General features: G+C 62.0%; 13 protein-coding genes. 9 read left to right on the top strand and 4 right to left on the bottom strand.

All coding sequences use genetic code 11. The features are described from left to right. Nucleotides 1–4 precede the first annotated feature (4 nt). The 8 genes from nuoG (at nt 5) to nuoN (ending at nt 10,034) form a co-directional block, all read left to right on the top strand. On the top strand, nt 5–2,713 hold the full coding sequence (nuoG, locus tag JLK41_RS11900) for an NADH-quinone oxidoreductase subunit NuoG (RefSeq protein WP_210391070.1): 2,709 nt from the start codon (nt 5–7) through the stop codon (nt 2,711–2,713). Beyond that, nucleotides 2,710–3,702: an NADH-quinone oxidoreductase subunit NuoH gene (nuoH, locus tag JLK41_RS11895; RefSeq protein WP_037055871.1), complete on the top strand. Its 993-nt coding sequence runs from the start codon at nt 2,710–2,712 to the stop codon at nt 3,700–3,702. The genes nuoG and nuoH overlap by 4 nt, the downstream gene beginning before the upstream one ends. An 11-nt stretch (nt 3,703–3,713) precedes the next feature. Then, nucleotides 3,714–4,262: an NADH-quinone oxidoreductase subunit NuoI gene (gene nuoI / locus JLK41_RS11890; protein WP_037055870.1), complete on the top strand. Its 549-nt coding sequence runs from the start codon at nt 3,714–3,716 to the stop codon at nt 4,260–4,262. A gap of 64 nt (nt 4,263–4,326) precedes the next feature. Then, nucleotides 4,327–4,836 (top strand): NADH-quinone oxidoreductase subunit J, encoded by a 510-nt coding sequence (nuoJ, locus tag JLK41_RS11885; RefSeq protein WP_037055868.1) that lies wholly within the window; start codon nt 4,327–4,329, stop codon nt 4,834–4,836. Beyond that, nucleotides 4,833–5,141, top strand: coding sequence for an NADH-quinone oxidoreductase subunit NuoK (nuoK, locus tag JLK41_RS11880; RefSeq protein ID WP_037055867.1), 309 nt, complete (start codon nt 4,833–4,835; stop codon nt 5,139–5,141). The genes nuoJ and nuoK overlap by 4 nt, the downstream gene beginning before the upstream one ends. Then, nucleotides 5,138–6,988 (top strand): NADH-quinone oxidoreductase subunit L, encoded by a 1,851-nt coding sequence (gene nuoL / locus JLK41_RS11875; protein WP_150609524.1) that lies wholly within the window; start codon nt 5,138–5,140, stop codon nt 6,986–6,988. Before nuoK ends, nuoL begins: the two co-directional genes overlap by 4 nt. A 13-nt stretch (nt 6,989–7,001) precedes the next feature. Then, on the top strand, nt 7,002–8,531 hold the full coding sequence (nuoM, locus tag JLK41_RS11870) for an NADH-quinone oxidoreductase subunit M (RefSeq protein WP_037055864.1): 1,530 nt from the start codon (nt 7,002–7,004) through the stop codon (nt 8,529–8,531). 18 nt (nt 8,532–8,549) lie between these two features. Next, entirely contained in the window at nt 8,550–10,034 is a 1,485-nt protein-coding gene (nuoN, locus tag JLK41_RS11865; protein WP_175252895.1) for an NADH-quinone oxidoreductase subunit NuoN, read from the top strand. 93 nt (nt 10,035–10,127) lie between these two features. On the opposite strand, the gene tam is transcribed toward nuoN, so the two are convergent. Then, nucleotides 10,128–10,889, bottom strand: a complete 762-nt coding sequence (tam, locus tag JLK41_RS11860; protein ID WP_210391069.1) for a trans-aconitate 2-methyltransferase — start codon at nt 10,887–10,889, stop codon at nt 10,128–10,130. A 321-nt stretch (nt 10,890–11,210) separates the two neighbouring features. Here tam and JLK41_RS11855 point away from each other — a divergent pair, with 321 nt between their 5' ends. Then, nucleotides 11,211–12,218 carry a TRAP transporter substrate-binding protein gene (locus JLK41_RS11855; RefSeq protein ID WP_210391068.1) on the top strand — a complete coding sequence of 336 codons (1,008 nt, stop codon included), beginning with the start codon at nt 11,211–11,213 and terminating at the stop codon, nt 12,216–12,218. A 209-nt stretch (nt 12,219–12,427) separates the two neighbouring features. Here the strand turns inward: JLK41_RS11855 and JLK41_RS25355 are convergent, their stop codons facing one another. The 3 genes from JLK41_RS25355 to JLK41_RS11780 are packed head-to-tail and all read right to left on the bottom strand — an operon-like array spanning nt 12,428 to nt 21,307. After that, a complete protein-coding gene (locus JLK41_RS25355) occupies nt 12,428–20,086 on the bottom strand; it encodes a calcium-binding protein (protein WP_244976497.1) in 7,659 nt (2,552 codons plus the stop codon). Continuing rightward, complete coding sequence (locus JLK41_RS11785; RefSeq protein WP_210391067.1) at nt 20,067–20,867, bottom strand: Tle-like phospholipase domain-containing protein; 801 nt, start codon at nt 20,865–20,867, stop codon at nt 20,067–20,069. The genes JLK41_RS25355 and JLK41_RS11785 overlap by 20 nt, the downstream gene beginning before the upstream one ends. Beyond that, nucleotides 20,864–21,307, bottom strand: a complete 444-nt coding sequence (locus JLK41_RS11780) for a hypothetical protein (protein ID WP_210391066.1) — start codon at nt 21,305–21,307, stop codon at nt 20,864–20,866. The genes JLK41_RS11785 and JLK41_RS11780 overlap by 4 nt, the downstream gene beginning before the upstream one ends. Between the last annotated feature and the right edge of the window lie 15 nt (nt 21,308–21,322).

The following is a 21,322-nucleotide window of genomic DNA, read 5'->3' as shown; positions in this document are numbered from 1 at the left end:
AGAAATGGCCACTATCCACGTAGACGGCAAAGATTTCGAAGTCGATGGAGCGGACAACCTGCTGCAGGCCTGCCTGTCCCTCGGCCTCGATATCCCCTACTTCTGCTGGCACCCCGCGCTTGGCAGCGTCGGGGCCTGCCGGCAGTGTGCGGTCAAGCAGTACAACGACGAGAACGACACCCGTGGTCGTATCGTCATGTCCTGCATGACGCCTGCCACCGACAACACCTGGATCAGCATCGACGACGAGGAATCCAAGGCGTTCCGCGCCAGCGTCGTCGAATGGCTGATGACCAACCACCCGCACGACTGCCCGGTGTGCGAGGAAGGCGGTCACTGCCACCTGCAGGACATGACGGTGATGACCGGGCACAACGCCCGTCGCTATCGCTTCACCAAGCGCACCCACCAGAACCAGGAGCTTGGCCCGTTCATCGCCCATGAGATGAACCGCTGCATCGCCTGCTACCGCTGCGTGCGCTACTACAAGGACTACGCCGGCGGCACCGACCTGGGCGTGTATGGCGCCCACGACAACGTGTACTTCGGTCGCGTCGAGGACGGCATGCTGGAAAGCGAGTTCTCCGGCAACCTGGTCGAGGTCTGCCCGACCGGCGTGTTCACCGACAAGACCCATTCCGAGCGCTACAACCGCAAGTGGGACATGCAGTTCGCTCCAAGCATCTGCCATGGCTGCTCCAGCGGCTGCAACATCAGTCCCGGCGAGCGCTACGGCGAACTGCGCCGGATCGAGAACCGCTTCAACGGCTCGGTCAACCAGTACTTCCTCTGCGACCGCGGCCGTTTCGGCTACGGCTACGTCAACCGCGAGGATCGCCCGCGCCAGCCACTGCTGGGGAGTCAGCCGCTGGGCATCGATGCCGCGCTGGACAAGGCCGCCGAGCTGCTCGAGGGCAAGCGCGTGATCGGCATCGGCTCGCCGCGCGCCAGCCTCGAAGCCAACTTCGCCCTGCGCGAACTGGTCGGTGCCGAGCACTACTACAGTGGCATCGCGGCCGCCGAGCTGGACAACATTCGCCTGATCCGCGACATCCTGCGCAACGGCCCGCTGCCGACGCCGACGCTGCGCGATGTCGAGCTGCACGACGCCATCTTCGTCCTCGGCGAAGACCTGACCCAGACCGCTGCGCGCCTGGCCCTGGCCCTGCGCCAGGCGGTCAAGGGCAAGGCCACCGAGATCGCCGCCGGCGCACGCATCCAGGACTGGCACATGGCAGCCGTGCAGAACGTCGCCCAGCACGCCCGGCATCCCCTGTTCATCGCCAGCGTCGGCGAGACCCGCCTGGATGACGTCGCCGCCGAGAGCGTGCATGCCGCGCCGGCCGATCTGGCCCGTATCGGTTTCGCCGTGGCCCACGCCATCGACCCCAGCGCCCCGGCCGTGGACGGCTTGGAAGCGGAGGCGCGCGAGCTGGTACAGCGCATCGCCGCTGCGCTGACCAACGCCAGTCGCCCGCTGATCGTGTCCGGTGCCTCGCTGGGCGACAAGGCCCTGATCGAAGCGGCCGCCAACATCGCCAGCGCCCTGAAGAACCGTGAGAAGAACGGCTCGCTGAGCCTGGTGGTGCCCGAGGCCAACAGCCTGGGCCTGGCCCTGCTCGGCGGCGAATCCGTCGACGCCGCGCTGCAGGCCCTGAGCAGCGGCCAGGCCGATGCCGTGATCGTGCTGGAGAACGACCTGTACCGCCGCGCCGATGCTGCCAAGGTCGATGCCGCGCTGGCTGCCGCGCAGAGCGTGATCGTCGCCGACCACCAACGCACCGCGACCAGCGAACGCGCCCACCTGCTGCTGCCGGTGGCCAGCTTCGCCGAGGGCGACGGCACCCTGGTCAGCCTCGAGGGCCGCGCCCAGCGTTTCTTCCAGGTCTATGAGCCGAGTTACTACGACAGCAACATCCTGATCCGCGAGGGCTGGCGCTGGCTGCACGCGCTGCACAGCACCCTGCAGGGCAAGGCCGTGGACTGGACGCAGCTGGACCAGGTCACCGACGCCTGCGCCGCCAGCAACCCGCTGCTGGCCGGCATCAGGGACGCCGCGCCGAGCGCCGCGTTCCGCATCAAGGGCCTCAAGCTGGCGCGCGAACCGCATCGCTACAGCGGTCGCACCGCCATGCGCGCCAACATCAGCGTGCACGAGCCGCGTCAGCCGCAGGATCAGGATTCGGCCTTCGCCTTCTCCATGGAAGGCTACGCCGGCAGCAAGGAAGACCGGCAGCAGATTCCGTTCGCCTGGTCGCCGGGCTGGAACTCGCCGCAGGCCTGGAACAAGTTCCAGGACGAGGTCGGTGGTCACCTGCGCGCCGGCGACCCCGGCGTGCGTCTGCTCGAGGCCGCTGGCAACGCGCTGCCCTGGTTCGCGGTGAACGCTGCGTTCAACCCGGCGGCCGGTACCTGGCAGGTGGCGCCGCTGCACCACCTGTTCGGCAGCGAGGAAAACTCCGCGCGCGCCAAACCCATCCAGGAACGCATGCCCGAGCCCTATGTGGCCCTGGCCCGCGACGAGGCGGCTCGCCTTGGGGTGAACGACGGTGCGCTGCTGGCCCTGCGCGTCAACGGCCAGGCCCTGCGCCTGCCGCTGCAGGTGCGTGACGATCTGGGCGTCGGCCTGGTCGGCCTGCCGCTCGGCTTGCCGGGCATTCCGGCGACGCTCGCCGGTGCCAGCGTGACCCTGCTGCAGGAGGCCGCACAATGAGCTGGTTGACGCCCGAACTGATCGAGATCGTCATCGCCGTACTCAAGGCCATCGTCATCCTGCTGGTGGTGGTGGTCTGCGGTGCGCTGCTGAGCTTCATCGAGCGGCGCCTGCTCGGCTGGTGGCAGGACCGCTACGGCCCCAACCGCGTCGGGCCGTTCGGCATGTTCCAGATCGCCGCCGACATGATCAAGATGTTCTTCAAGGAGGACTGGACGCCGCCGTTCGCCGACAGGTTCATCTTCATCCTGGCACCGATGATCGCCTTCTCGGCGATGCTGATGGCCTTCGCCATCATCCCCATCACCCCGACCTGGGGGGTGGCGGACCTGAACATCGGCATCCTGTTCTTCTTCGCCATGGCCGGCCTTTCGGTCTACGCGGTGCTGTTCGCCGGCTGGTCGAGCAACAACAAGTTCGCCCTGCTCGGCAGCCTGCGCGCGTCGGCCCAGACCATCTCCTACGAGGTGTTCCTGGCCCTGGCACTGATGGGTGTGGTGGCGCAGGTCGGCTCGTTCAACATGCGCGACATCGTCGATTACCAGGCGCAGAACCTGTGGTTCATCATTCCGCAGTTCTTCGGCTTCTGTACCTTCTTCATCGCTGCCGTCGCCGTGACCCACCGTCACCCGTTCGACCAGCCGGAAGCCGAACAGGAGCTGGCCGACGGTTACCACATCGAATACGCCGGGATGAAGTGGGGCATGTTCTTCGTTGGCGAGTACGTCGCCATCGTCACCGTCTCGGCCCTGCTGGTGACGCTGTTCTTCGGTGGCTGGCACGGCCCGTTCGGCATCCTGCCGCAGATCCCGTTCTTCTGGTTCGCGCTGAAGACGGCCTTCTTCATCATGATCTTCATCCTGCTGCGCGCGTCGATCCCACGCCCGCGCTATGACCAGGTCATGGCCTTCAGCTGGAAGTTCTGCCTGCCGCTGACCCTGATCAACCTGCTGGTGACCGGCGCATTCGTGCTGGCCGCGGCCCAGTAAGGAGAAACGCAATGTTCAAATACATCTGGGACGTGCTGGTCGGCACCGCCACCCAGCTACGCAGCCTGGCCATGGTCTTCAGCCATGGTTTTCGCAAGCGTGACACCCTGCAATACCCGGAAGAGCCGGTCTACCTGCCGCCGCGCTACCGGGGCCGCATCGTCCTCACCCGCGACCCCGACGGCGAAGAGCGCTGCGTGGCATGCAACCTGTGCGCCGTGGCCTGCCCGGTAGGCTGCATCTCGCTGCAGAAGGCCGAGACCGATGACGGTCGCTGGTACCCGGAGTTCTTCCGCATCAACTTCTCGCGCTGCATCTTCTGCGGCCTGTGCGAGGAAGCCTGCCCGACCACGGCGATCCAGCTCACCCCCGACTTCGAGATGGGCGAGTTCAAGCGCCAGGATCTGGTGTACGAGAAGGAAGACCTGCTGATCAGCGGCCCCGGCAAGAACCCGGACTACAACTTCTACCGCGTCGCCGGCATGGCCATCGCCGGCAAGCCCAAGGGCGCCGCGCAGGACGAGGCCGAGCCGATCAACGTCAAGGGACTGCTGCCATGATGCTGACAACACTCTCCCTGCCCCTCGCCCGCCACCGTGCGCGGGCTACCGTGAGGAGCCTGTAATGGAATTCGCGTTCTACTTCGCCGCCGGCGTGGCGGTGGCATCGACGGTGGGGGTGATCACCAACACCAATCCGGTGCATGCCCTGCTCTACCTGATCGTCTCGCTGCTGGCGGTGTCGATGGTGTTCTTCGCCCTTGGCGCGCCCTTCGCCGGCGCGCTGGAAATCATCGTCTACGCCGGCGCCATCATGGTGCTGTTCGTCTTCGTGGTGATGATGCTCAACCTCGGCCCGGCCGCTGCCGATCAGGAACGCAGGTGGCTGACGCCCGGCATCTGGGTCGGTCCGGCCATTCTCAGCGCCCTGCTGCTCGGGCAGTTGCTCTACGTGCTGCTCAGCCATGTCAGCGATGCCCAGATCGGCCATACCACGGTCGAAGCCAAGGCCGTCGGCATCAGCCTGTTCGGCCCCTACCTGCTGGTGGTGGAGCTGGCCTCGATGCTGCTGCTCGCCGCCCTGGTCGCCGCCTACCACCTGGGCCGCCATGACGCCAAGGAGCCCACAGCATGACCGGTATACCCCTGGAGCACGGCCTGGCCCTGGCCGGCGTGCTGTTCTGCATCGGCCTGGTCGGCCTGATGGTGCGGCGCAACATCCTGTTCATCCTGATGAGCCTGGAGGTGATGATGAACGCCGCAGCGCTCGCCTTCATCGTCGCCGGCGCCCGCTGGGGTGCGGCTGACGGCCAGGTGATGTTCATTCTGGTGATCACCCTGGCAGCCGCCGAGGCCAGCATCGGCCTGGCGATCCTGCTGCAGCTGTATCGCCGCTTCAACACCCTGGATATCGACGCTGCCAGCGAGATGCGCGGATGAACCTTCTAGCCCTGACTCTATTCTTCCCGCTGCTCGGCTGGCTGCTGCTGGCCTTCTCGCGCGGACGCCTGTCGGAAAATACCAGCGCAGTGATCGGCGTCGGCTCCATCGGCCTGGCGGCTGCCAGCGCCGCCTGGGTGATCGCCGCCTTCCTCGGCAACCCACCGGCTTCAGGCGCCTACAGCCTGACCCTGTGGCAGTGGATGAGCGTCGAAGGCCTGGCGCCGAGCTTCACCCTGTACCTGGACGGCCTGTCCGTGACCATGCTCGGCGTGGTCACCGGCGTGGGTTTTCTGATCCACCTGTTCGCCAGCTGGTACATGCGTGGCGAGGAAGGCTACTCGCGCTTCTTCGCCTACACCAACCTGTTCATCTTCAGCATGTTGCTGCTGGTGCTCGGCGACAACCTGCTGGTGCTGTTCTTCGGCTGGGAAGGCGTGGGTCTGTGCTCGTACCTGCTGATCGGCTTCTACTACAAGCACGTGCCCAACGGTAACGCCGCGCTCAAGGCCTTCATCGTCACCCGCATCGGCGACGTGTTCCTGATGATCGGCCTGTTCCTGCTGTTCCTCAACCTCGGCACCCTGAACATCCAGGAGCTGATGGTGCTGGCACCGCAGCGCTACGTCGCGGGCGACACCTGGCTGTGGCTGGCCACGCTGATGCTGCTCGGCGGCGCGGTGGGCAAGTCGGCGCAGTTGCCGTTGCAGACCTGGCTGGCCGACGCCATGGCCGGTCCGACCCCGGTGTCGGCGCTGATCCACGCGGCGACCATGGTCACCGCCGGCGTCTACCTGATCGCGCGCACCCACGGCCTGTTCCTGCTGACCCCGGAGATTCTCGAACTGGTCGGCATCGTCGGCGGGGTGACCCTGGTGCTGGCCGGTTTCGCCGCGCTGGTGCAGACCGACATCAAGCGCATCCTCGCCTACTCGACCATGAGCCAGATCGGCTACATGTTCCTCGCCCTGGGCGTCGGTGCCTGGGACGCGGCGATCTTCCACCTGATGACCCATGCCTTCTTCAAGGCCCTGCTGTTCCTGGCGTCCGGTGCGGTGATCCATGCCTGCCACCACGAGCAGAACATCTTCAGGATGGGCGGCCTGTGGAAGAAACTGCCACTGGCCTACGCCAGCTTCGTCGTTGGCGGCGCAGCCCTGGCCGCGCTACCGCTGCTGACGGCCGGTTTCTACTCCAAGGACGAGATACTCTGGGAAGCCTTCGCCAGTGGCCACGGCGGCCTGCTCTACGCGGGGCTGACCGGCGCTTTCCTGACTTCGATCTACACCTTCCGCCTGATCTTCATCGCCTTCCACGGCGAGCAGAAGACCGAGGCCCATGCCGGCCATGGCATCGCCCACAACCTGCCGCTGCTGGTGCTGATCGTGCTGTCGACCTTCATCGGCGCCTGGATCACCCCGCCGCTGGCCGGCGTCCTGCCGGAAAGCGCCGGGCATGCCGGTGGCGAGGCCAAGCACAGCCTGGAGCTGCTGTCCGGGCTGATCGCGGTCAGCGGCATCGTCATCGCTGCCCTGCTCTTCCTCGGTCAGCGCCGCTTCGCCAGTGCCGTGGCGCAGAGCGCGCCGGGTCGCCTGCTGAGCGCCTGGTGGTTCGCCGCCTGGGGCTTCGACTGGCTCTACGACAAGCTGTTCGTGCGTCCCTACCTGCTGCTCTGCCACCTGCTGCGCCGCGACCCGATCGACCGCAGCATCGGCCTGATCCCGCTGCTCGCGCGCGGCGGCAATGCCGCGCTGGTACGCAGCGAAACCGGTCAGGTGCGCTGGTACGCCGCCTCGATCGCCGGGGGCGCCGTGCTGGTGCTCGCCGCCATCCTATTTTTGAGTTAAGGAAAACAGCCTGATGATTCTGCCCTGGCTAATCCTGATCCCCTTCATCGGCGGCCTGCTGTGCTGGCAAGGCGAGCGCTTCGGCCACGTCCTGCCGCGCTGGATCGCCCTGATCACCATGGGCCTGCTGTTCGGCCTGAGCCTGTGGCTGTGGGTCAGCGGTGATTTCACCCTGGCGCCAGCCCCGGACGGCGGCCCGCGCTGGGCCCACGAATTCGTCATCGACTGGATCCCGCGTCTGGGGATAACCATCCACCTGGCGATGGACGGCCTGTCGGTGCTGATGGTGACGCTCACCGGCCTGCTCGGCGTGCTCTCGGTGCTCTGCTCGTGGAACGAGATCCAGAACCGCGTCGGCTTCTTCCACCTCAACCTGATGTGGATTCTCGGCGGCGTGGTCGGCGTGTTCCTCGCCGTCGACCTGTTCCTGTTCTTCTTCTTCTGGGAAATGATGCTGGTGCCGATGTACTTCCTCATCGCGCTCTGGGGTCACAGCGGCAGCGACGGCCGCACCCGCATCACCGCCGCCACCAAGTTCTTCATCTTCACTCAGGCCAGCGGCCTGGTCATGCTGGTGTCGATCCTCGCCCTGGTGTTCGTGCACTTCAATCAGACCGGCGTGCTCAGCTTCAACTACGCCGACCTGCTGCAGACCGAACTGGCGCCAGGCACCGAATACCTGCTGATGCTCGGCTTCTTCGTCGCCTTCGCGGTGAAGTTCCCGGTGGTACCGGTGCATTCCTGGCTGCCCGACGCCCACGCCCAGGCACCGACCGCAGGCTCCGTGGACCTCGCCGGCATCCTGCTGAAAACCGCCGCCTACGGCCTGCTGCGCTTCGCCCTGCCGCTGTTCCCCAACGCCTCGGCGGAGTTCGCACCGATCGCTCAGTGGCTCGGCGTGTTCGCCATCGTCTACGGCGCCCTGCTGTCCTTCGCGCAGACCGACATCAAGCGCCTGGTGGCCTACTCCAGCGTCTCGCACATGGGCTTCGTGCTCATCGCCATCTACTCCGGCAGCCAGATCGCGCTGCAGGGCGCGGTGGTGCAGATGGTCGCTCACGGCCTGTCCGCCGCGGCACTGTTCATCCTCTGCGGCCAGCTCTACGAGCGCCTGCATACCCGCGACCTGAGCCAGATGGGCGGCATCTGGGCGCGCATGCCCTGGCTGCCGGCCATCAGCCTGTTCTTCGCCGCTGCGGCGCTGGGCCTGCCGGGCACCGGCAACTTCGTCGGCGAGTTCCTCATCCTGATCGGCAGTTTCCCGAGTGCGCCCTGGGTCGTGGTACTGGCCGCCTGCGGCCTGGTGCTCGGCTCGGTGTATGCCCTGGCGATGATTCACCGCGCGTACTTCGGCCCGGTGCGGCAGGAGGCGGCATTGCCCGGTCTGAAAGCCCGCGAGCTGTCCATGGTACTTGGCCTCGGGGCACTGCTGATTCTGCTTGGCGTCTACCCGCAACCGGTGCTCGACACCTCCGCTGCCAGCATGCATGGCGTGCAGCAGTGGCTGGCTGGCGCCCTCGATCAACTCGCCTCGGGCCGGTAGGGTAAGGATTAGAGACTCATGGAACATCACGCTGTCGAATTCACCCTGCAACACCTGATTGCCCTGCTGCCGCTGCTGGTGACCAGCCTCACCGTGGTGGTGGTGATGCTGGCCATCGCCGCCAAGCGCAATCACACCCTGACCTTCATCCTCTCGGTGGTGGGCCTGAACCTGGCGCTGCTGTCGCTGATTCCGACCCTGGAAGTCACACCGCTGGCGGTCACCCCCCTGCTGCTGGTCGACAACTTCGCCTGCTACTACATGGCGCTGGTGCTGGCCGCCAGCCTGGCCTGCATCACGCTGATCCACGCCTACCTGGGCGGCGAGTCGGGCAAGGGTTACCCGGGCAACCGCGAGGAGCTGTACCTGCTGGTGCTGCTGTCCGCTGCCGGCGGCCTGGTGCTGGTCAGCGCGCAACACCTGGCCGGGCTGTTCATCGGCCTGGAACTGCTGTCGGTGCCGACCTACGGCATGATCGCCTACGCCTTCTTCAACAAGCGCTCGCTGGAAGCCGGGATCAAGTACATGGTGCTGTCGGCGGCAGGCAGCGCCTTCCTGCTGTTCGGCATGGCACTGCTGTACGCCGAGTCCGGCAACCTGGCCTTCGCCGACCTCGGCGTCAGCCTGGCACGGGAAAGCACCCTGCTGGTCCAGATCGGCATCGGCATGATGCTCATCGGCCTGGCGTTCAAACTGTCGCTGGTGCCCTTCCACCTGTGGACGCCGGACGTCTACGAAGGCGCGCCGGCGCCGGTAGCGGCGTTCCTCGCCACCGCCAGCAAGGTGGCGGTGTTCGCCGTGCTGCTGCGCCTGTACCAGATCTCGCCGGCCACCGCTGGCGGCTGGCTGAACGAGCTGCTGACGCTGATCGCCATCGCCTCGATCCTGTTCGGCAACCTGCTGGCGCTGCTGCAGAACAACCTCAAGCGTCTGCTCGGTTATTCCTCCATCGCCCACTTCGGCTACCTGCTGGTGGCGCTGGTCGCCAGCCAGGGGCTGGCCGTGGAAGCCATCGGCGTGTACCTGGCCACCTATGTGCTGACCAGCCTCGGCGCGTTCGGCGTGATCACCCTGATGTCCACGCCCTACAGCGGCCGCGATGCCGATGCGCTGTACGAGTACCGGGGCCTGTTCTGGCGCCGTCCGTACCTGACCGCCGTGCTCACGGTGATGATGCTGTCACTGGCCGGCATTCCGCTGACCGCCGGCTTCATCGGCAAGTTCTACGTGATCGCCGCTGGTGTCGAGGCGCAGCTGTGGTGGCTGCTCGGTGCCATGGTGCTGGGCAGTGCCATCGGCGTGTTCTACTACCTGCGGGTGATGGTCACGCTGTTCATGCGCGAACCCAACCTGCATCGCCACGACGCCCCCTTCGACTGGGGCCAGCGCGCCGGCGGCATCATGCTGCTGGTGGTCGCACTGCTCGCCTTCTTCCTCGGCGTGTACCCGCAGCCGTTGCTGGAACTGGTGCAACAGGCCGGACTGGTCGCCCTCGCGCAGTAAGCCAAAGCCCCGCAGATGCGGGGCTTTTTCTTCTCAGGCTCGCCGGGAAAAGTCACTGCGACACTGCGGGCTTAATCGCGACAGCCTGTAGCGCTAGCGCCGGGCCACCAGAAACAGACGCGGGAACGGCAACAGCACGCGCCCATCGGCCTGCTGCGGGTAGGCCTCGGCAATCGCCGCCTGGTAACGCTGCAGGAAGGCGGCCTGCTGCTCGGCATCCAGCGGCTGCAGGAACGGCCGCAGCGCAGTGGACTTGAACCACTCGACCACCGCCCTGGCGTCGTCCAGCACATGGAAGTAGGTGGTGCGCCAGATATCCAGCTCGCTGGCATGCGCGCCGAGGATGTCGTAATAGGCCTGCGCAGTGTGCCGCTCGGGGTGCTGCACATGACCGATACGCGCTGCCCATGGACCATCGGCCGCCACTTCCCTGGCCAGGCGATGCGCCGGTTCCTGCAGGTTGTCCGGCGTCTGGATCGCCAGCCAGCCGCCCGGTGCCAGCTGGGCCAGCAGACGCGGGTAGAGCTGCGCGTGATCGTCCAGCCACTGCAGCGAGGCGTTGGCCAGGATCAGCTGCGGCGCGATGTCGGCCTGCCAGTGCTGGATATCCGCCAGCTGCACGCTGACCTGCGGCAGCCGTTCACGCGCCGCGCGCAGCATGTCCTCGCTGCTGTCGATGGCGACGATGCACGCCTCGGGGGCATGCGCCTGCAGCACCGCGGTGGAATTGCCGGGGCCGCAGCCCAGGTCCACCGCCTGCTCGATGCCCTCGCGGGGCACAGCCGCCAGGAGATCCTGGACAGGACGGGTACGCTGGCGTTCGAACAGGGAATACTGCGTGGCGGACCAACTCATCGGGGCGCTCCTGGATGACAGAGGGAGCGGCACAGGATAGCAGGGCTGCTGGATACGTTGCGCACCGGCAAGTTTCCGCTGTGTCTTCCCGGGCACATGGCGGTTATCCGCCACCTAATGTGCGCTGGATCACAGCCTTTTCACCATCCCAGGCACTCTGGCGGATATTCGCCACACTGGCATAAGCCTTGCCATGCAGGACTTCAACTCTGGTCGGGTATCGGGTACTGCCGCACCCCTTGCCGTCATTGCGTGCCAGAGTCGACCAACACAGGGCTGCCGAAACGAGCGCCCAAACCGACAAGAAGAAAAGGAAGCAGTATGTTCAATCCAGTCCGCGCCCTGGCCACCTGCGCCCTGGCGTTAGCCGCCTTCAGTGCCAACCCGGCACTGGCCGATGAACCTATCCTGATCAAGTTCTCCCACGTCGTTGCCGATGGCACGCCCAAAGGCCAGGGCGCACTGCTGTTCAAGCAACTGGTCGAGGAACGCCTGGCTGGCAAGGTAACGGTCGAGGTCTACCCCAATTCCAGCCTCTATGGAGACGCCAACGAGCTCGAAGCCCTGCAGAAGGACGAAGTCCAGCTGCTGGCACCGTCGCTGGCCAAGTTCGAGCAATACACCAAGCAGCTGCAGGTCTTCGACCTGCCGTTCCTGTTCGACGACATCGAGGCGGTCAACCGCTTCCAGAAGCGCTCCAAGGGCCGCCAGCTACTGCGCTCCATGGAAGATCACAACATCGTCGGCCTGGCCTACTGGCACAACGGCATGAAGCAGCTCTCGGCAACCCGCGCGCTGCACACGCCAGGCGATGCCAACGGCCTGAGCTTCCGCATTCAGCCTTCGGCGGTGCTGGAGGCGCAGTTCCGCCAGATCGGCGCGAGCAGCCAGAAACTGCCCTTCGCCGAAGTCCTCAACGCGCTCAAGAGTGGCCAGGTACAAGGCGCCGAGAACCCCTGGTCGAACATCTACAGCAAGCAGCTGCACGAGGTGCAACCCTTCATCAGCGAAACCAACCATGGTGTGCTGGACTACATGCTGGTGAGCAACTCGCGCTTCTGGTACAGCATTCCGCACCACATCCGCACCGAACTGGAAGCCATCATCGACGAAGTGACCTACGTGGTGAACCAGCAGGCGGAGGCCGCCAACCAGACCGATCGCCAGCGCATCATCGACTCCGGCCGCAGCCAGGTGATCACCCTCACCAGCGAGGAACGCGAAGCCTGGCGCAACGCCATGCGCCCGGTGTGGCAGCAGTTCGAATCGGTGATCGGCAGCGACGTGATCAAGGCCGCACAGACCGTGAATCGCAAGCAGCACAAGTGATGCGAAAGTGGTGTGGCGGTTTTCCGCCACGCCTATTGGCAAACAACCGCGCGCCATAAGAATGCAACATCATGGCAACGGCAGCGCCTTGCTCTTCGCAGTCACCGTCCGCCTCTGACTATGCAGCGGCAGAGCTATTCCAAGAAATAGATGACACAAAAAGACGCCCGCTCTCGGCTGAGAACGGGCGCCTCCACATGCAGCAGCTGTTACTGCCAGTTGGCCGCAATGACCGCATTCAACTGATCACGCTGTGTCTGCGTCAGTTCGATCTCGCCACCCGCTGGCGCACCGAAAGCAGCCATGGCGTTGACCAGGCCATCCACCTGATTCGCATACAGCGACGACCCACCAGCCTGGATCAGGTCAAGTTGCTGGGCTGGGTTGGCATACCAGTCCTGGATGGTGATGCTGTCCTCCGAACCCGACACATCGATCACCAGGTCGCTGCCACTACGTGACAGCCACAGATCCTCGCGGACGATACCTTCGATGCTCAGCACATCGGTGTCGACATCCGGGGTGTTGGACAGATTATTGATCACATCCTGACCGTCCCCGAGAGCAAACACGTAGGTGTCGCTCCCAGCTCCACCAAGCAGGTAATCATTGTCGGAGCCGCCATCGAGCAAATCGTCCCCACCATCGCCCCACAGCTGATCAGCGCCGGCACCACCGAACAACGTGTCATTGCCCAGGCCGCCACTCAGCTTGTCGTCGCCGTCACCACCCTTCAGCTGATCGTTACCTTCACCACCGTCAAGCAGATCATTACCAGAACCACTGTTGAGCAAATCATCCCCATCATCGCCCCGCAACTGATCAGCACCAGCACCACCGAGCAACGTGTCACTGCCCAGGCCGCCACTCAGTTGGTCGTCACCGTCACCACCCTTCAGCTGATCGTTACCTTCACCACCGTCAAGCAGATCATTACCGGAACCACTGTCGAGCAAATCGTCCCCACCATCGCCCCGCAGTTGGTCAGTGCCGGCACCACCGAGCAACGTGTCACTGCCCAGGCCGCCACTCAGTTGGTCGTCACCGTCACCACCCTTCAGCTGATCGTTACCTTCACCACCGTCAAGCAGATCATTGCCGGAACCACTGTCGAGCAAATCGTCCCCACCATCGCCCCGCAGTTGGTCAGTGCCGGCACCACCGAGCAACGTGTCACTGCCCAGGCCGCCACTCAGTTGGTCGTCACCGTCACCACCCTTCAGCTGATCGTTACCTTCACCACCGTCAAGCAGATCATTGCCGGAACCACTGTCGAGCAAATCGTCCCCACCATCGCCCCGCAGTTGGTCAGTGCCGGCACCACCGAGCAACGTGTCACTGCCCAGGCCGCCACTCAGTTGGTCGTCACCGTCACCACCCTTCAGCTGATCGTTACCTTCACCACCGTCAAGCAGATCATTGCCGGAGCCACTGTCGAGCAAATCATCCCCATCATCGCCCCACAGCTGATCAGTGCCGGCACCCCCATAGAGCAGATCATCACCGGCACCGCCCAATATTTGATCGTTTCCACCTCCTCCCCATTGAATATCTTGTCCAGATCCACCGACCAAGTGATCGTCCCCAGCAGTTCCATGCATTGGTCCGCCATGCTGAGCCGCTTCGATGCGATTGGGACTTATGATCAATGGCAGGCTGTGCTGCGCACTGGCACCAGCAGCGTCAGTGGCTGTAATGATTAAGGTCATTGAACGGCTACCTTGCGCTACGCCACTGAACTCGCCCGTGACACTGTCCAGGTACAGCCACTCGGGTAGATCACCGCCGTCTGCCAGACGCGCGCTGTAGATCAAATCGTCGCCATCACTGTCGACGAAAGAGCCGGATGGCAAGGTATAGCGCCATGCCTGACCAGATGTAGCGGTCTGCTCATCCAGCGAACCAATCGCTTGCGGGGCATGATTAGGCATTGCGAGAGGCGGCAGCTCAATACCCAGTGCACCGTTCGAGAATGACGAGATGACAACCTGACCGGCCTTTGGCACCCCCTCCTCATCCAGCAATCGCAATGTCAGCGTGTTCATGGAAGGATCAAGACTCAATAGGAAAGTGCCGTCGAGGGCATGCCATAGGTTTTCAGCCGTGGCACTCAACAACTCGCCTTCAATCGCGAGTCCATCGAGCGTTACACTTCCGATGCCATCCACATCGAATATTCGTGTATCGCTACCCTCTATTCGATACGAGTCCAAAGCATAAACATCATAGCCCTCACCGCCCTCCAAGGTATCGTTGCCGGCACCGCCATAAAGCAGATCATCCCCCACACCACCGTTCAGATAATCATCACCGCTGCCTCCCTGAAGTGTATCGTCCCCCCCCTCACCATAAAGTTGGTTGCTTCCTCCATAGTCGTACACGGTGTCATGACCAGCCCCACCGTACAAAAAGTCATCCTGAAAAGCCGACCCCAGCAGATAATCATCCCCCTCCGTCCCTCTGGTGGAACGGAGGCGTAAATCTATTTCCGTCGAATCCCACACCGAGCCATCAGCAAAAAGAATCGTCCCTAATGGCTTGTTATCGAACAACGTCCAGTTGACAACCCGAATGCTATCGTCACTGTTGTCTGCGAAATGGACCAGCAGATCACTCCCATCCAGATCAATGCGCACATCGTCAGGGCGGATCTGGCTGCCAAATTGCAAAGTATCTAGTCCTCGGTAGTCAGGCTCCCCCAAAATATCCGGATTACGCCAGGAGCCAAACCGAGCGGCTAGTAGTTCGGTCACTTGCTCGTCCGGCATTCCAGCCCAGAGCGCCTGCAATCGCCCACCGTAATAAACATCCAACTCGGAATAGTTGTACTCCTGATCAGACAGGCGACCTAGTTCAAAAATGCGGTCGTGGCCATCACCTCGCTCGAACAAGTATGTATCGGCGGACAGGCTGGCAAAAATCTCGTCATCACCTTGCCCGCCACGATAGGTATTACCCTCACCGTAGTACTCATCCAAAGAGGCCCCCAGCCGATCACTACCGCTCCCGCCGAGAAGTGTATCGGCCCCCTTTCCACCGACCAGATAATCACGGTCATCACCACCAGTCAGATGGTCATCACCCTGGCCGCCAAAGAGAGAGCCGCCGCCCGACAAGGTATCGTTGCCATCTCCACCGACAAGCCTGCGCTCCCCCGCAGTCGCCTCTCTTGAAAGCACCTGACCCGTCGCATAGTTGTCAGGCATTGGCCCCAGGCCCGCCTGGTCTATCAACTCCCCCAGGCCTACGGTGGAGCCATCGGCAAACCGGATCTTGTCGACCCCAGTTCCTACAGGGTCATGGGCAAACGGCATCACCAACCGCACCACCTGCTCGCTTCCCCAGGAAATGTCCAGGGTCGTCACCCCCATCACACCACGCAGTTCACCTTGATTGGCTCCATGCAATACCGCGTCCTTGACGTAAACCTCATGTTGCGCCCACCCCCAAGCCAATTGCAGGTCGGCGTTCCCGACGCCTTCGGGCAGAACCAGGACATCATCCATTTCCTCATTGAGGGCCGAGCTGTAGGCATATACCGGGGCCATTCCATTGTCGCCCTGACCATATCCGGTGATTTGGATTGGCGATCTGTCATCACTGACAAAGTCAATACCATCTCCTTGCAAGACTAGGTAAGTATCTGCGCCCTGACCTCCCTCAAGCGTATCGTCGCCAGTGCCACCGATCAGCACATCGGTGCCTGTCGTACCCAATATATGGTCATTACCCGCGCCGCCATCGAGAAACACCCCCAACTGCCCAGGCGTTGCCTCGGAGAGTTGCAAACCCTCAATGCTGTCGTTACCGCGGCCACCATGGAAGATATTGCCCTGATAAACAAAGACGTACCCGCCGTTGTCATCACCATAAGCAACCTTCATTTCGGTGGTGCGACTCGAGGTATAAGTCTCATAGACCTTATTCACTCTGGTAGAACCCGAGTTGGAGCCGCTGGGTCCGTTCACAAGCCAGCCGCTCAGTTGGCCGTTCTCGTAGACCTCACCGCTGCCTGGGCCAACCACGGAGACCAATCCGCTGACGCCACCACCGTTATTGACCATGCTCAGAAATTGTTCGACTGAGACGAAACTCCCGCCGCCGGCTGAACCCCCACTGCTGCCTACTGCACTTAACTGAAACTGCTCGGTGCTTTCTACTCGGGAAGAATGAGAGGACGAGTATGCCTGGGACGACCGAACCGTGAGTTGGCCATACTCTTCTACGAATACCAACCTATAGGATTTGTTGTATTCGGTACGCCGCGTCCGAGTGTCAGACATCGAAAGCGAATGATACTGACCATCCTCCTGTAGATATGCACCTTGCGCCTGCATTTGTTTGCCGAAACCCGCAATCACCTGCTGCTTGAACTGACGCTCGGCGATTGCCACGCTCGCCGAATGATCAGATGAGACAACGCCCAGGAACGCCTCCAGGCTACTCAGTCCATTCACCGACTCGACCTGCCAATCCTGGCTCGAAGAGAAGTAATCTTTGATGCGTACACCATCGAGCGAGCCCTTGAGCCCGATCAGCAGATCCTCACCCTCCTGGCGCCTGACCAGATCTTCCGGGAAAACATCGTAGGCAACCCTCAGGATGGAAGAGGCGCCTGCGGAAACCTCGACAAGATCCTGCCCCATGCCCCGTTCGAAGGCATAAGTATTGGTTCCTGCACCGCCGATCAGCGTGTCATTGCCACTGCCGCCCGACAGAAAATCATCTCCCTCTCCACCATCTAACCAGTCATTACCGGAGCCACCCAATAGGTTGTCGTTATCGGCACCGCCGTACAGCTCATCATCGCCGTCACCACCACGCAACTCATCGACACCACCTCCCCCCAGCAGCGTATCGTTACCGGCACCACCATAGACATGGTCGTCTCCCCCCTGTACGTCAATGAAGTCCCCACCAGCACCGCCATGGGCCTCGTTCGCGCCATCGCTACCATAAAGACGATCACCATTCTCGCTAGCGAACAGCAGTGGAATGTCCACGTCCTGCAACGCCTCAGCGAGCGACAGAGAAGAACCATCGGCGAACTCAAAATGATTGATCGTGCCCGACAGGCCATCCTGAATCAGCACCCGATCCTCACCATGACTCACCTGCAGATAATGCGTCCCGGAGACCGATGTAAAGGCCCGAAACGCCAGCGATACGCGCTCAATACCTTCAGAAAACATCAACCTGTTGTTGCCACCCTCATCGATGATCAGCTCCTGGCCATAGCCCAAGCCAAACACAAACCGATCATCCCCGGAGCCACCTCGTAGAGTGTCGTTACCACTACCGCCGTCAAGCAGGTTGTTACCCGAATCACCCTGTAAGTAGTCGTTGCCTGCACCGCCAAGCAACGTATCGTTTCCGACGCCACCGAGCAGCAGGTCGTGGCCTGCGCCACCGAGCAGGGTATCCAGACCATCCCCACCTATCAGCGCGTCATCGTCCGTACCGCCATCGAGGTAGTCGTTGCCATTGCCCCCGACCAAGGTGTCGTTACCAGCCTCGCCATACAACCAGTCATTACCGGTCAACGAAGAAACATCATCCGAGTTCAGGTGATCCTCACCTGCCAGCCAGTCGTCGCCGGCACCACCCAGCAGAGTGTCATCACCTCCCATGCCAAACAGAGTGTCGTTATCTGCACCGCCATCGAGGTAATCATTACCGTGGTATTGCGCGGACGTGGTGCGGTCGTCGCCAAACAGCTTATCGTTGCCTTCATCGCCGAACAGTTGGTCATGCCCGCCGTTACCCTGGATCCGGTCGTTACCCTCTCCACCGACCAGCAGATCATTGCCATGCCTGCCGCCCGGCATGCGTGAACTTGGCATGACCTTCGACTCGCCGTCGAAGCCGTCACCAATCAACGTGTCGTTGCCGATGCCACCAACCAGCGTGTCACGACCCTCACCGCCGTGCAGGTAGTCGTGCCCACCGTTACCTTCAAGGTAGTCATCGCCGGCATAGCCATCGACGAAGTCATTCCCGTCCCCGGCAAACACCACATCATTTCCTGCCTGCGCCAGCGGCGCATAGCCCGTGGTGCCCGAAACATAAGCGACCAACTGCATGTCCTGACCAATTTCGACACTGCGCAGCCGTAGAAACAGGTCCGGCATCAGATTGGACGTCACTCCATCGGCCAGGATGATGTCGTCGCCGTCTCCCCCCATGATGGTGTCGGCCCCCGCACCACCAAATAGCCCATCCGCACCATTCGACCCCATCAACTGGTCATCGCCGCTACCACCATCCAGCCAGTCACCAGATATTCCTTTATCGTCCCCCGACAGTGGATTAGCGACACCATATCCACCCACTGCATAAGCATAAATTTGGTCACTGCCAGCGCCGCCAAACAGCCGGTCACTGCCATCACCCCCAACCAAGGTGTCCGCACCACTCCCCGAGTACGCCTGGTCGTTCCCTGCCCCCATGTCTATCAGGTCATTTCCACCCAACTGCCCATGAGCAAAGTTGAGATCATCGTCACCACCCAAGGCTTGAATGACATCATTACCGCTGGTGTCGATAAGATCATCGCGTGAGTCGCTACCCGTGATATTGGTAGACACGCCTTGAAACGGATCAGAAGGCTCTACATAACCTTCCAGAGTTATTCCTAGATCCCCCGAGGAGTAATTGCGGATTAAGACACTGTCCCCCTCTCCATATGACACCAGCAGATCGGAACCGGATAGCAGAAAGCGAACCTTCTTATCATCACTCAGCCAACCGTCTGCGTCCGGAGCCAGGCGAACGGCTAAGCCATATTTGATATCATCTATCCACAACTCGCCCAGCCCATCGGCATCGATCAGCGTGTCATGTCCATCGCCAGTAGCGAATTCGTATCGATCATTGTCGTTACCGCCGACCAGCGTGTCGCTATCTTTACCGCCAATCAGTCTATCGTCACCGCTGCCGCCTTCGAGGTAGTCGGCGCCGATTCCACCCGTGAGGGTGTCGTTGCCCCTCTCCCCATAGAATCGATGCCCCGCCTGGGAACCCTGTGGCGCCTCGATGAGGTCGGCGTCCTCCTTGCCGAAGACGATCCGCGAAACGTCCCCCACCTCGTGGATATGCATGACCAGCCCCGTGCTCCGATCGTCCAGCAACAGCCCCCGGTCGCCATCGACCAGCGGAGTCTGCGCATCGGTAATCCCGTCGATCAGGGCCAGCTCCAGCTTCCAGTGCAGCAGTTCGGCCCGGTCGCGCAGCCATTCGGCAGTCAGCTCGCCTTGGCCTGTTGTCGGGTCGTAAAGGCCCAGTCCGTCTCTAGAGGAATAATCCAGGCCGGCCAAGGCGAAAGGGCTCAAGGCCAGCAAGGCGATTCGGTACGCCTCGCCACCCGGCGCAGTGGCCAAATCGGCAATAGCCTGGGCACCAAGCCCCACCAGGCTGACCACACTGGCCTGCTGCCCATCCAACGCATCGCGGATGCCATAGATGCGTGAATACAACGACTCGCGGCTCTCCGCCTCGCCATTCAAGGGGCTGTAGCCTGGTAAAACCTGGGCTCCCCACGCATCGAGCACGGCCTCGAAACTCGCCAGATTGTTGGTGGAAGCGGCCTCGAAAATAGGGTTGAGGCGCGCACTCACCAGCGCAAAGTCATCGACCGCCAACGACGCATCGATCCGCACAAACAGATCCATGATGGCCAGGGCATCGGTCATCTGTTCCTTGCCATGCCCGAAGGTGGTGCCGAGCCCCCATGACTCGATGAAAACCTCCCCATGCCCGCCTTGCTGCTTTAAGCCAAGGTAGGAGTCCATAGTCACAATCTCGGGGCCTGCCGATCCATAGAGGTTGTAGATGCGCCCTCCAGCGAACTTATCCGCACCACCGAGCATGCCAAACACGTTGGCGATATTGGTCCAGCCCTTCGATCAACTCGGTCGCAAAACCCGCCCCGTTGATCGTCGTCGCCTCGGCGCCGGTCTCGGGAAACAGCCGGGTGAATGCCGCTGCCAGATGGCCGCCCAGACTATGGCCCGTAACGTCCAGCTCCACCTGCTGGCCATGCAGCACGCCCGATCCCAAGGCCCGATGATCATCGTAGTATTCCTGAGACTCCACGAACTCGATGGTGTACACCATGCCCGTGGGCATATCGATGATGATGTCACTACGGGCGCGCAATGCCAGTTCGTAATCGCTGGTGCCAATCGGAGTGGTCAGCCTTGCCGCGGCCAGAGCTGCGGTTTCGCCCAACAGCAGCGACAACTGCGCAACCTGGTAGGAGGCAGCAGCCTCGGCATTGAGGTACTGCCAGTCGTTGTACATATCGACGATCTGGTTGATCGCCAAGCCGTCCAGCACTATGTCGGCTATGTCCGTCTCGACAATATCGCTCCATGCATTCCCCGGCTCCGTGCCGCGAGTCGCGTATATGTATTTGCCCGTTTCCTTGGATTGAAACAGCGTGGCAGAGAAGCCATTGCTTGTATTCTTGGTGTGGCTAATGACACGCCAAGTATTGATAAATTCTTCGGCTTGGGTCTGGCTAAAACTCCCCCCTCTCTCGGGCTCCTGAAGAATATCTGCAACATCCTCATCAGAAAAGTCACCACCCAGATACTCAAACAACGTATACGAAGCCTCTGCCAATTGAGCCCTATCAAAAAAACTCATAAATCAACCTCCTTGCCGATTTCTCTATATTTTTTCTTAATAGCTAGAAAGCTAGAGTACCCAGGACTGCATAGAAAGTTGCCAGCCCATATCTTAAATGCCAACGCCCCCATACCACCACGCTTATCATATCCAGTACTAACAGCAACCTCCCTAACCAAGACCTCTCCACTATAAGCATCACGTATCTCTTGAGTTATAATATTCACAGGAATAATACTCATAAGATCCCTGCGAACCGAATGCACCAACCTTGGGTTTAAAACATTATCCGCCAATTGAGGAGGCGTCCTTTGCCACACAATCGCCCCCCCGGGCCCTGAATTTTCGGCCAACCATTGATCTGGGGTTTTATAGACCGTGATACCTGCCTGAGTCGCACAGTAATACCTGCCTATCAGAAAGGTAGGTATTTGCTCATAAGCCACCAGCAGATACATGACAAGCCCTGCAGC

The sequence above is a fragment of the Ectopseudomonas khazarica genome (assembly GCF_017915135.1).
Taxonomy (GTDB): Bacteria; Pseudomonadota; Gammaproteobacteria; order Pseudomonadales; family Pseudomonadaceae; genus Aquipseudomonas; species Aquipseudomonas khazarica.
The sequence above is the reverse complement of the archived record's forward strand: the minus strand, read 5'-3'. Positions and strand labels throughout refer to the sequence as shown.

Excerpts from the sequence above, each read along its gene's own strand:
- nuoG (WP_210391070.1), top strand. The coding sequence starts at position 5 with ATGGCCACTATCCACGTAGACGGCAAAGATTTCGAAGTCGATGGAGCG.
- nuoH (WP_037055871.1), top strand. The coding sequence starts at position 2,710 with ATGAGCTGGTTGACGCCCGAACTGATCGAGATCGTCATCGCCGTACTC.
- nuoI (WP_037055870.1), top strand. The coding sequence starts at position 3,714 with ATGTTCAAATACATCTGGGACGTGCTGGTCGGCACCGCCACCCAGCTA.
- nuoJ (WP_037055868.1), top strand. The coding sequence starts at position 4,327 with ATGGAATTCGCGTTCTACTTCGCCGCCGGCGTGGCGGTGGCATCGACG.
- nuoK (WP_037055867.1), top strand. The coding sequence starts at position 4,833 with ATGACCGGTATACCCCTGGAGCACGGCCTGGCCCTGGCCGGCGTGCTG.
- nuoL (WP_150609524.1), top strand. The coding sequence starts at position 5,138 with ATGAACCTTCTAGCCCTGACTCTATTCTTCCCGCTGCTCGGCTGGCTG.
- nuoM (WP_037055864.1), top strand. The coding sequence starts at position 7,002 with ATGATTCTGCCCTGGCTAATCCTGATCCCCTTCATCGGCGGCCTGCTG.
- nuoN (WP_175252895.1), top strand. The coding sequence starts at position 8,550 with ATGGAACATCACGCTGTCGAATTCACCCTGCAACACCTGATTGCCCTG.
- tam (WP_210391069.1), bottom strand. The coding sequence starts at position 10,889 with ATGAGTTGGTCCGCCACGCAGTATTCCCTGTTCGAACGCCAGCGTACC.
- JLK41_RS11855 (WP_210391068.1), top strand. The coding sequence starts at position 11,211 with ATGTTCAATCCAGTCCGCGCCCTGGCCACCTGCGCCCTGGCGTTAGCC.
- JLK41_RS25355 (WP_244976497.1), bottom strand. The coding sequence starts at position 20,086 with ATGCTCGGTGGTGCGGATAAGTTCGCTGGAGGGCGCATCTACAACCTC.
- JLK41_RS11785 (WP_210391067.1), bottom strand. The coding sequence starts at position 20,867 with ATGAGTTTTTTTGATAGGGCTCAATTGGCAGAGGCTTCGTATACGTTG.
- JLK41_RS11780 (WP_210391066.1), bottom strand. The coding sequence starts at position 21,307 with ATGTATCTGCTGGTGGCTTATGAGCAAATACCTACCTTTCTGATAGGC.